This is a genomic window from Bacteroidota bacterium, from assembly GCA_026391695.1.
Taxonomy (GTDB): Bacteria; Bacteroidota; Bacteroidia; order Bacteroidales; family JAGONC01; genus JAPLDP01.
The window spans coordinates 44,560-56,797 of sequence record JAPLDP010000036.1 but is presented as its reverse complement, the minus strand read 5'-3'; the positions used below and the strand labels follow the sequence as shown (position 1 = coordinate 56,797).

General features: G+C 42.2%; 10 protein-coding genes. 1 reads left to right on the top strand and 9 read right to left on the bottom strand.

The window, feature by feature from the left end:
* Positions 1-26: 26 nt before the first annotated feature.
* Both NT175_04955 and NT175_04950 read right to left on the bottom strand, forming a co-directional pair.
* Entirely contained in the window at positions 27-2,237 is a 2,211-nt protein-coding gene (locus NT175_04955; protein MCX6234064.1) for a TonB-dependent receptor, read from the bottom strand.
* A 109-nt stretch (positions 2,238-2,346) separates the two neighbouring features.
* Positions 2,347-2,850, bottom strand: a complete 504-nt coding sequence (locus NT175_04950; protein MCX6234063.1) for a hypothetical protein — start codon at positions 2,848-2,850, stop codon at positions 2,347-2,349.
* A gap of 207 nt (positions 2,851-3,057) precedes the next feature.
* Here NT175_04950 and NT175_04945 point away from each other — a divergent pair, with 207 nt between their 5' ends.
* Positions 3,058-3,351: an RNA-binding protein gene (locus NT175_04945; GenBank protein MCX6234062.1), complete on the top strand. Its 294-nt coding sequence runs from the start codon at positions 3,058-3,060 to the stop codon at positions 3,349-3,351.
* Positions 3,352-3,786: 435 nt separating this feature from the next.
* Here NT175_04945 and NT175_04940 read toward each other — a convergent pair whose 3' ends face one another.
* The 7 genes from NT175_04940 to NT175_04910 form a co-directional block, all read right to left on the bottom strand.
* Entirely contained in the window at positions 3,787-4,332 is a 546-nt protein-coding gene (locus tag NT175_04940; protein ID MCX6234061.1) for a class I SAM-dependent methyltransferase, read from the bottom strand.
* A 36-nt stretch (positions 4,333-4,368) separates the two neighbouring features.
* Positions 4,369-6,192 (bottom strand): carbon starvation protein A, encoded by a 1,824-nt coding sequence (locus NT175_04935; protein MCX6234060.1) that lies wholly within the window; start codon positions 6,190-6,192, stop codon positions 4,369-4,371.
* 123 nt (positions 6,193-6,315) lie between these two features.
* Positions 6,316-6,894 carry a rubrerythrin family protein gene (locus tag NT175_04930; GenBank protein ID MCX6234059.1) on the bottom strand — a complete coding sequence of 193 codons (579 nt, stop codon included), beginning with the start codon at positions 6,892-6,894 and terminating at the stop codon, positions 6,316-6,318.
* 15 nt (positions 6,895-6,909) lie between these two features.
* Entirely contained in the window at positions 6,910-7,614 is a 705-nt protein-coding gene (locus tag NT175_04925) for a flavin reductase (GenBank protein MCX6234058.1), read from the bottom strand.
* A gap of 54 nt (positions 7,615-7,668) precedes the next feature.
* Positions 7,669-9,987 (bottom strand): GH92 family glycosyl hydrolase, encoded by a 2,319-nt coding sequence (locus tag NT175_04920; protein ID MCX6234057.1) that lies wholly within the window; start codon positions 9,985-9,987, stop codon positions 7,669-7,671.
* A gap of 12 nt (positions 9,988-9,999) precedes the next feature.
* Entirely contained in the window at positions 10,000-10,962 is a 963-nt protein-coding gene (locus tag NT175_04915; protein ID MCX6234056.1) for an asparagine synthase-related protein, read from the bottom strand.
* A 333-nt stretch (positions 10,963-11,295) separates the two neighbouring features.
* A complete protein-coding gene (locus NT175_04910; protein ID MCX6234055.1) occupies positions 11,296-12,237 on the bottom strand; it encodes an NAD(P)-dependent oxidoreductase in 942 nt (313 codons plus the stop codon).
* Position 12,238: the final 1 nt, after the last annotated feature.

Below are 12,238 nucleotides of genomic sequence, written 5' to 3'. Positions count from 1 at the left end.
AAAGTATGGATGGAGTCCCTGATTTCTCAGAAACTAACTCTTACTGTAACGAACAGATTTCTTCCAGGCGCATTTATGCCTGAAGCGAATGTCCGGTATTGTATATCAAAAATATTGTCGACACCAGCCTGCAGCAAAATGTATTTGCTGGCCTGGTACGATACTCTTGCATTGAGGGTATACCATGCGGGCATTCCATCCGGCGTGGCATATGCCTCATTGTCCTCACCATTCAGATAATAATCTTTCAGACGTTTCCAACCATTGAAGTTGGTAAACAACTCCGATGTGAATCCACAACATTTATATGTCATCCCGATTCTTCCGAAAATAGGCGGTATGTGGTCGAGTGGGGTGTTAGTGCTGTCACCGATTATGCGGCCGTAAGTATAATTTAAGGATGCTGTCAGACCGAAATTATCAGTCAGATCAGCTTTTAGTGTCGTAGAATAGCCTAAGATAAATGCATTTTCTTTATTTTGGTTGGCCATCACACGGCTCATGGTGCCATCGTACATGATGGAATCCTGGCCATCGAAAAGGAATGTATCCTTTACAATAACATCAAAAAAGTACGTGCCATAGAAAACATTTTCCCAGCTGAACATTTCGTCGCACCATCTGGTAATATTCAGGTCCCCGTTGACGGTTTTCTCAGGTTTAAGATCAGGATTGGGAACAGTGACGTTACCAGGGGTTGATTCAAAGACCTTGCTCAGGTCATCCACATTAGGTACTCTGAAACCTGTACTGCCATTGACAGAAAACTTCCAGGACTGGGTAGGTAGAAAGATGAGCCCCAGACTGCCGCTATAGGTCAGATTATTTTGATTTACTTCATTGAATGGAAAGGTGAAGAATGTTTTATCGACAAATGTTGAAAATAGTGTTGCATAACCCACACGTATGCCATCATTCAGGACAAATTTATCGTTGATCTGCCAGGTATGGGTGCCATAGGCCCCGACCAGCGTCATCCGGTTGTCGCCATCGGGGTAACGTGTATCAAGAGGTGAGGTCTCTCCACTGACAATGTCTTCCTCAAATGCCGTCGACTTTAGGGTGTTGTACTGACCGTCAATCCCGAAACGGATACTGTTTGTCCGGATATTTTTAGTTAAATCAAGATTAAACCCTGCCACCTGCACTTTTTCATGACGGTGGGTCAGGTTGTCTTTTCCGAAATTACGTGTGTGCCGGCTTTCTTCAATATTCTGGTAGCTTATATTGAGATGGATGTTGTTGAATTCAAGCCGGTTACTAACATTCATATCGTACGCTGTCAGCAATCTGAATTGCGGTCCGTAAAACCATTCAGCATATTTTAATCCTTCTCCTTTCGGATCGGTCAGACGGTCATACCGGGGAATATCCGACGAGTTTGACAATTGAATATTGATAAGGTGCGAAATATCCTGATTTGGCTGATAGAGGAATTTTTGCAGCAGATCATACTGGGAATATGCACTCTGCCTCTGCAGCAGAATATTATTATTGGCTACAAGCGAATCCTTTCCATCGATACGTTCAGCATAGTGGATACGTTGTCCAAAAGTGTTATAAAATGGATTAGGATTTCCACCCATTAGCAAATCTCCAAAATCGCTATATGTAAATGATGTTAATGATCCGAATTTCCTGGTGCCGAAATTCAGGTCAAGATGGCCGGTCATTTCATTATTGGCTGTGCCATACCGGGCAAAAGCATTGCCAGTGAAATTGAGTTTTTGTGACTCACCGGCCAGCAATGGATCTTTTGTAAAGAAATGGATAACTCCGCCCAGTGCATCGCTTCCATAAACTGTTGACGAAGGCCCAAATAATATTTCGACTCTCTCAAATGTGTTCTGGTCGGCGGTTATGACATTTTGCAGATGTCCGATACGGTATATGAGGTTGTTCATTCTGACTCCATCGATCATGAGTAAAACCCGGCTGGCCTCAAAGCCACGGATAACAGGACTTCCGCCACCCTGCTGGCTTTTCTGCATAGTTACTGTACCACTGTTCTGGATGAGCTCTGCAGTACTTTGCAGATTGAGGTATTTGATCTGACGTATTGGGATAGTTTGAACCTGCTGTGCAACATATCGTTTATTCTCTTCCACTTTGTTTGCGGAAATAACCACTTCATCCAGCTGAACAGTCTTGCTTATAGTGTCCTGCTTAAGGACCTGGGCTTTTAATGGCATAAAAGCTATCGATAGAATAATGGTAATAAAGATGATTTTTTTCATTTTTTGCGATTTAATAAAATAAAAATTAGCAATACCGGACAATCCGGTAAGAATTATTGTTTTACACGTTTAGCGTGTCTGTATGGGAAAGTAAGGTAATAAAAGGCAATCAGCATTTTGGCGGAGGAGAGTCAATCGGCAAAAAAACCGATTGGTAGAAATGCCTCCATTCTCGAAAAGGATTATCTAAAACTGAAGTTATATTATTAGGGAAATTATCAGGCACCACAAATACTATATGAAGAAGCTGAATAAAGTGTGAAAGAAGTTTATCATTTTCCTTTGAATGATGATTTTTCAGGTATTTGTAAAATGCAGAGATCAGATTTTCTTCCCTCGTGTCTCTGATACAATATATAATAACCGTATCGCCCTGAATGACCTTCTTGTTAAAATCATACATTTGATCACCAAGTTTGATCTCTTTTGCCTTGGTTGTGCAGCGGTTAAATTCCCCCCTGGAAAGTTTGATTATTTCGTACTCATCTGATGATTTAAGTTCCTTTTGCACAAGGATATAATTTGATAATTTCTGCAATTCAAACAGAAGCCAGAAACCACCTGTATTAAAGGCAAGAACAATTATTACAGCAAGTGCAAAAAGTCTCTTCAAGTTTTTTTGGCAAATATATAAGTTTTGAATCATTTAATGTTTTTGTCACTCTCATAATTCAGTGCTTGAAAAATAAAATGATAAAATGTGTTACATGTGATATATTATACACTATCTTTGCCGGTCAAGTTGAGAAGTGGTTGGATTATACCAATTGCGCTCAAGAGTTTTATAATTTTTTTTATTAATTTTTAATTTTTAATTTTCATGAACATTTTTGTTTCAAATTTAAGTTTCAGAGTTAGCAGTGAAGACTTAAAGCAGTTATTTGACGAGTATGGCGAAGTAACATCAGCCAAAGTGATTACCGATAAATTTTCGGGCAGATCAAGAGGTTTCGGATTCGTTGAGATGAAAAACGATGAAGAAGGTAAGAAAGCCATTGAAGAATTGAACCAAGCAGAATTTGATGGCAAAGTCATTTCCGTATCGATAGCTAAACCTAGAACAGAACGGAGAGATAGTCCAGGCGGCGAAAGACGTAATTTCAGCCGATATTGATCAGTCATCAGTGGGCAATCGACAATAGGTATTATATGCCTGCTGCCTGCTGAATACTAATTTCCTCCTGTCATTAATATCAGCCCACTTCCCCGGTTAAGATTCTAATACCAGGCATCTGACAAAACTTACGGGCCATTAATCTGTATGTTTGGGGGATTCCAGATACATCGCATTCAGGCTATGATTTCTGTTGTGTATTACTATGCCCATTGTAATCCACATTCAAATGCTTTCCCTATCCCGAAAGCAGCATAAAGATTTAAAGATAAATCCACCCTGCACATGTGCACGCTTTATAGAGTTTTTAAACAGATTTCGCTCAGCTGCGCTTCACTCAACTTGTATCTTGTAGCTTGAAGCTTGTAGCTATTAAATGTTGAGTGGGGTATTTCCTGGACAGGTTTCCATGTGACAAGAAGCGGAGATATCGTTTTACAGCGTAAACAGCATGCTGCGGCTTAACCGGATTTTTATTTCCCTTAAGGGTTTCAAGCCAGCCTTTTCAGCCATGGCGATCATCTTTTGATAACTTTCACCATTAACATGTATTTTGGGTTCACATAACAGGTACAGTGAGCCTGGTTTCATTATTTTAGATATCTGGTCAAATAGATGGGGAATATCCTGCACTTCATGAACCATCCAGAATGTCAGCAAGAAATCTGTTTTTTCGCCGACCTGTAAATTATCGGGTTGGCATTTAACCAGTTTAATTATATGATCTACATGATTTTTTTCAGCGTTTTTCTTGGTTTTCAGGAGCATTTTCTCCTGTATATCGACAGCCAGGACTACTCCCTTTTCGCTGACCATCTGTGCCAGAGGTATGGAAAAATAGCCTGGTCCACAGCCGATATCGGCTACTATGAATCCGGGCCTGATATATTCTTTTAAGATATTCTTCGGATTATGGAAACACCTTCTGATAAAGTTATCCAATGAGAAGGACAACCATATCGGGCATACATGAATGCTCATAGGATTATTTTCTATCGTAAACTTACGGTTTTATCATTATTGTGACTTCAGGTTGACATGCTTAATCCCTGACTGCCTGAACCATTTTGGCAAAGCATCGATAAATATAATCAAAACGCATGACATAATCAGCACAGTGAGCGAAAAATTTATGATTCCCTGCACTCTTGATTGTATGTCAGCAATTTGCGGTAAGTAAATACCTGTAATGTTTTTCCATCCGGCCGTAAGTGTAGTAACACCAACAAAGCACATGGGTATGATAGTAACCCAGGCATATTTGGCCTTGCCCCTGTTGATGATGAAAGAAGTGCCAACTGCAAGAGCTGCTGTGGCAAGTAACTGGTTCGCAGTGCCAAACATCGGCCATATAGTAGTCACACTGCCTGTATATATGAAATAGCCCCATGAAAAAACAATGACTGCGCTGGTGATCAGGTTCCCGGGTATCCATTTTGCATTGCCGAAGGGCTTATAAAACCGGCCTGTAAACTCCTGTAAAAGAAAACGTGCTATACGCGTGCCTGCATCTATCGTAGTGAGAATAAAAAGTGCCTCGAACATGATAGCAAAATGGTACCAATACGACATCAGGCCTTTCAGCCCCGGGATAGACGAAAATATTTGTGCCATGCCTACAGCAAGGGAAACAGCCCCACCAGTACGGCCTGCTATTTGTTCCCCTACCTCAGCCGATAATTCAGGAAGAGCTGATGTATTAAATCCCATTGCCTTTAATGCCGGAAGTATCTGTTCGAATTTTTCCGGCGATACATTGATTTGGAAATAATCCAGCGGAAAAAGGCTTGAGGCTGCAATAAGAGCCAGTATGCTGACAATCCCTTCGGATAGCATGGCACCAACAGCTATTGGCTTAATGTGTGATTCACTTGAAATCATTTTGGGAGTGGTTCCTGAGCTGACCAGGGAGTGGAAGCCGGATACAGCCCCGCAGGCAATGGTTATAAACAGATAAGGAAATAACGTGCCGGGTATGATCGGCCCACCGCCGTGAGTGAATGAAGTAAAAGCAGGCATTTTAAGATCAGGTGCCACGATGATGATACCGACAGCCAGCATAAACACAACTGACAATTTCATGATTGAACTCAGATAATCCCGTGGAGCAAGCAGAAGCCAGACAGGTAAGACAGATGCCAGGAATCCATATCCCGCAAGGAGGAGAGTGAGCGTTTTTCTATCAAAAGTGAACCAGTGGGCAAATGATGATCCTGGAATATACTTGCCCAATATGACAGCCAGTGTCAGGAAAATGACGCCAATGATAGTGGCCTCCGTTATGCGCCCCTTACGAAAAACAAACATCCACACTCCCATGAACAGAGCTATTGGTATTGTAACAGCAATTGTAAATGTTCCCCATGAGCTCTCTGCCAAAGCATTGACAACAACGAGACCAAGGCCGGCCAGAGCGACGATAATGATAAGAATGACAGCCACGGAGGAGGTAAAACCACTTATCTTACTGATCTCTGTTCTGGCGATCTCAGCAAGGGATTTACCATCGTGGCGCACGGATGCCAGCAAGATGATATAATCATGAACAGCCCCTGCCATTACAGCGCCTATCAGCATCCAGAGAAATCCCGGAAAGAAACCGAATTGCACTGCCAGTACCGGCCCCACCAGCGGACCTGCACCTGCTATGGCAGCAAAATGATGCCCGAACAGAACCCATTTGCTCATGGGATGATAATTTTGCCTGTCATAAAGTCGCACTGCAGGTGTAAGCCTTGTTTCATCCGCCACTGCTACCTTAGCGGCGATGAAACTGAAGTAAAAACGATAGGCAAGCACAAATACAGCAATCGCACCTATCAGCAAGGGCATCGCATTCATAGGGAAAACCTTGATCCAATATCAGGTCACAAAGAAAATAAAAAAGACTTTCACAGTCTTTATATCCCGGCGGGTTTTATTAACTTGAATCGAACAAACAGACGAATTCTATTTCATCTCCCATTAATAATTCTCTTCAGCTAATTCAAAGTAGGCCTTTGGATGCAGGCATGCCGAGCATTTCTCCAGGGCTTTTTCTCCTTCATGAATATAGCCGCAATTCCTGCAAACCCAACGTACTTTTTCCTTCTTTTGGAAAACGGTTCCATCATCCAAGTTTTTCAGTAATTTCAGGTATCTTTTTTCATGCTCGGCCTCAACTTTAGCAATCATTTTAAAGGCTACCGAAACCTCAGAGAATCCTTCTTCCATGGCTATTTCTGCAAATCCGGGGTAAAGCATTGTCCATTCTTCGTTTTCTCCCATGGCTGCAGCTTTCAGGTTTTCGGCTGTCAATCCTAATTTTCCGGCAGGGTAGGAGGCTGTAATTTCGGCTTCACCACCCATAAGAAATTTAAAAAACCGTTTTGCATGCTCTTTCTCCTGGTCGGCTGTTTTCTGAAAGATGGCGCTGATTTGCTCATAGCCTTCGTTTTTGGCAATCTTGGCAAAAAATTCATACCTGTTTCGTGCCTGTGACTCACCTGCAAATGCTTTCAGCAGGTTCTGCTCTGTGCGGGTTCCTTTGATATTCTTTTCCATAAAACTGATGTATTATTATTTAAGTTTTTTGTAAAATTCTGCTTTTTCAGTTCCGCAGATTGGGCATACCCAGTCATCCGGTAAATCTTCAAAACGGGTGCCTGGCGGGATATCGTTCAGAATATCACCTTTTTCGGGATCATAAACATAACTGCATACAGGACATTGAAACAGGCCCTCATCCATCTTTGCGAGTGAAGCCTTCAGCTTCTCCTCACTGATATAGGTCGGAGCATTTTTCGGTGCCATACCTTTCCTGACTTCACGATAGTGAGCATAGGTGAGGGGTTCTTTATCAGCATCGAGCAAATCACCATCATCCACCTTTCCAATGAATAATATATGTGAGCCGACATCCAGTTCCTGGACGACTTCACATTCAAACCAGGCGATCGAATCTTCAATCAGTATTGGTGCACCGGTTTTGTCGGTTTTAAACTTCAAATTGCCGAATTTGTTACTCTCCTTGCCAGATGTATACCCGAATGCTTTGGTTATTTCGGCTTTTGCGTCTCTCTGAAGAACAGAAATGGCAAAGACCCTGCTTTGTTTTATCAGGCCTGCAGTGAAATTGTCCTTGTTACAGGCGATGGCAAACTGGGCTGGTTCGGCAGTCACCTGAAAGACAGCGTTGGCTATATAACCATTTGTTTTATTATCGCTTACAGAGCTTACAACATAAAGCCCATATGTAATCTTAAAGTAAGCTTCTATATTCATAAGCAACTTTGAATAATGTTTCCGGAATTCCGGATATTGCAAAGTACAAAATTTTTATTCGGGTGGATTAATACCCCAATTTTTATTCGGACTATTCCCCATGATATAGACGATCTTACCGCCATTCATCAGTTCAGAATGCAGAATATAATTGCGGTCAACAGGTTTATCATTGATCAAAAGTTTTTGGACATAAATGTTCTCATGACCCTGATTTTGAGCTTCAATGGTCAGCTTTTTCCCGTTTTCCAGATAAATGATAGCGTTTTTCACAACAGGGCTGCCAATTGCATATTGACCGGAACCTGGGCAGACAGGATAAAATCCGAGTGCATTAAAAACATACCATGCCGACATCTGGCCGGCATCATCATTTCCACACAGCCCATCCGGTGTGTTGGAATACATGGTATCCATGATCATTCTGACACGTTCCTGTGTCTTCCAGGATTCTCCGGCCCAGTTATACATAAATGCAATATGATGTCCGGGTTCATTGCCATGAACATAATTCCCAATGATGCCATCACGCGTGATGTCTTCTGTTTCTGCAAAATATTTATCTTCGATCTGCATGGAAAACAGGGAATCAAGATGCGATATAAATTTTTTTCCGCCGCCCATCATTTCAATTAGCCTGGTGACCTCATGAGGTACGTACAGACTATAATTCCAGGCATTTCCTTCAATAAAGCCCTGCCCTTGAGTACTTAAGGTATTAAAATCAGGCCTCCAGCTTCCATCAGCCAGCTTGGGCCGCATGAAACCTATTGACGAATCATATACATTGATGAAATTCTGTGACCGTTTTATAAAATCATCATAAATATCATAATGACCAGCTTTCCTGGCAAGCTGGGCGATACACCAGTCATCATAGGCATACTCCAGCGTTTTTGAAACAGATGAGGTGTTTTTGTCATCCGGCACATATCCAAGATTCATGTAATATTCCAATCCATCATAATAGCTGGTTTTGGCAGTTTGTATGCAGGCTTCGAGGGCTTTATCCTGAGGCTCATTTAATGTCCCATTAATAAAGGCATCTGCTATCACCGACACACTATGATAACCAATCATGCACCAGTTTTCATTGGCATAGTGTGACCAAACTGGCAGCATATGATGAACGCTTTGATCATAATGTGCGAGCATTGACCTGATCATGTCAGCATTGCGTTTGGGTTGAATGATATTAAAAAGAGGATGCAATGCCCGGTAAGTATCCCATAATGAAAAGATCGTATAGTTCGTGAAATTGTCAGCATGGTGAACATTCATATCCAGTCCGCGGTAGGTGCTGTCAACATCCATGTAAATGATCGGACTGAGAAAAATATGATACAGTGCGGTATAAAAGGTCTCTTTTTCCCTCTCCGTATTCGATTCGACGACGATCTTACCCAGCACCTTGTTCCATAAATCCTGGCTTTCACGTTTTATCCTGTTAAAATCCCAATGGGGGATTTCGGCCTGCAGATTTTTCACTGCTCCGGCCGTGCTGACGGGGGATAGGGCGAATTTGATCAAAATTTTTTCGCCTTCACTTGTTTTGAAATCAAAATAGGCTTTGATTTTTCTGCCTGCCATCTCCGGGAAGTTTTTTGTTTCATCAAATTTTCGCCAGAAACCTTTATACACGGTGTTATCCAGTTTCTGCCAGCCATACTGGTAAAAGGCTTTGGAAAAAACCATCGCAAAATAAACCGTCCGTGTACGCGCCCACCCACTGGTTTGCCTGTAGCCCGTCACAAGGGTATCATTTTCCACCCTGACAAAAGTCCATACATCCTTATCTTCATAATTGTAAATTCCTGATATCAGATCAAGGATGATGTGGGCTTCATCAGACTCAGGAAATGTATACTGATGAAACCCTACCCGTGCAGTTGCTGTCAGTTCGGCTGTGATGTGGTGATCTTCAAGAAATACCTTATAATAGGCCGGTTCAGCAATTTCATTTTCGTGCGTGAACGCTGAACGGTATCCACTTTCTGGTTTGTCTGATGTTCCTGGATTTAATTGTAACGGTCCCACTGTTGGCATGATCATGAAATCTCCCAGGTCAGAATGGCCGGTACCACTAAAGTGGGTATGGCTGAAGCCGACAATTGTCAGATCATCATACTGGTAGCCGGAACAATATTCATACACTTCAGGATTATATTTGCCATTTAATTCATAGGGTATGGTATCTGTTTCAGGACTTAACTGTACCATCCCAAAAGGCACCGTCGCGCCAGGATATGTGTGTCCCATCTTCTTGGTCCCTACAAGCGGTTTTACATACTGGACGAAATTGTCCTCAGTGGAGAACTGGGCAAAAAGAAATCCCGGCAAGGAAAAAAGTATCATGAATAGCTTCCTGGTCATATCCTTTCGATATTAGACAGCCTCGATGGTTGAAGGAGGTTTGGTTGTGATATTATATGTGATGCTTACTACACCTGGCACCTGCCGGATAACTTCGTTCGCAAGTTTTTCAAGCAATTCGAAGGGAAGCTTTGTTGGTGTAGCTGTCCGTGCATCGATGCTGTCCCAGCAGCGTACTTCAATTTGTTGCCCGAAATCGCGCTTGCCGTCACGCATACCGGTCACGCGGTCTTCATGCAGGATGGCCATATATTGAAATGCGCCGGTGCTTTTCAGCAATCGTTCGACTATGACGGTAGCTTTGCGGACTGTTGCTATGCGATCGGGTGTCACTTCGCCTATAACGCGCGCTGACAGGGCCGGTCCGGGGAATGGTATGCGGTCAAACAGTCCTTCAGGCAATCCGAGTGCTTTGCCGACTTTTCTGACCCCATCCTTCCGTAACTGAATGAGCGGTTCTATAATATGGTAACCGAAAGCTTCCTGCGGATTTATGCCAAGCTGCTCGAAGACATTGTGCTGCCGTTTGATGCCCGCCACAGTCTCATCAACATCAGTAAGTATAGTTCCCTGGAGCAGATGTTTTGCCCCGCTTTCCTTCACAAGTCGGCCGAAGACGTACCGGTAAAAGGTTTGCGTGATTGCCTCACGTTTTGCTTCCGGGTCGGTGAGTCCTTTTAGTGCTGCGAAAAACTCCTGACTGGCATCGATGACTTCCACCCTGACACCAAGTTTTTCGAAGAAATGCACCACCTGTTCAGGCTCGCCTTCACGCATCAACCCGTTTTCGATGAAGACAGTCCTGAGACGTTTGCCCAGGGCTCGATGCCCAAGCATGGTCACAGTGGATGAATCAACGCCTCCTGAGAGCGCGTTAATAGCCAGTCCAGTACTGACTGTCTGTTTAATCTCACTGACCTTCTCATCAATGAAGGTCCTTGTGTCAAGATTTTCAACTGTGATCTCTTTAATCATAAGTTTATCCTCCAGTTTGATTGTAAAATTGTATCTTACTATCAATAAATTACTCTTTGCTTCCAAACAGAATATCGAGTGCAGGCCATAGCTGCCAGTGATTGCCAAACGGGTAGTTTCCATTTCTGCCTCGCAGCTGGATTAAGCATGAGGCATCAGATTCGCCGTAATGGCATGGCTAATTTACGAAGAAAACAAATGAAGAATGTCATTCACACATTTTGGCCAGCAGTTCTTTGAGTAATTTATAACAACCCATGCCGCTTTCAGAAAAAGCGTTTGAAGCTTAGTCCTGCTTAATCAGTCTGAATGTAAGGGAAATTGCTTACTCACTCAAGCGAAGTAAGGTTTATGCTCTTTCATGTCTTCAATCACTGCCGTCAATCCTTCCTTATATGATGGATACTCAGGCTTCCAGTCCAGCATCCTCTTTGCCTTTTCATTTGATACTTTACAATTCATCCGGATAATTTCATAAAAATCGCTTCCTAGAACCAATTTAATAATAAATGTCGGAATATGACCAGGTCGTTTCCTGTTCATCAATTCAGCCATATAAATAGTAAAATCCTTTTGAGTGACAGGCATGTCGTCGGCGATAATAAATTTTTCTCCAACAGGCTTTTTCTCAATAGCTTTAATTATTGCATTGGCGACATCGCCTGCATGAATGTTGGGAATATAATTATCTCCTTTCCCGATAATTTTACTTCGCCCTTTTTCCATCATTTCATACATGAAACGGAACAATCCACCATTGCCATATATTTTTCCATATATCAGCTGAATGACTTCAGGATGGCCAGTATTGATGGCAATATTCACCATTTCGTCAGTATCCTTGCCTATTTCTGTAAGACCAACTCTGAGTATGGGCCAGGTCTCATCTGCTATTTCTTCATTTTTAGTCTTAAAACTTGTGCCGGAAGGCAATATTATAGGTATATGGTATTGAATAGCCAGCTCCATAGAATTGCGAAAGAAATCATTAGTTTCAATTCTTAATTCTTCCTTTCTCTTCCTGGTCATTCTATGTCCTGGTACCACGCCTGGCATGGCAAGAAGAACAATGAAATCAAGTTGCTCCGGTAAATTATTTTTGAACTCCTGTGGTTTTCTTATATCACCTGAAATACTGACTGCACCTATTTCTTTAATTTTTTCAATTTTATTATCAGAACGGGTAAGAGCAAATACTTCATGGCCCTTTTTGACCAATCGCGGTAATAAATAACTTCCCACTAATCCTGTTCCTCCAATTACAAATATTTTCATA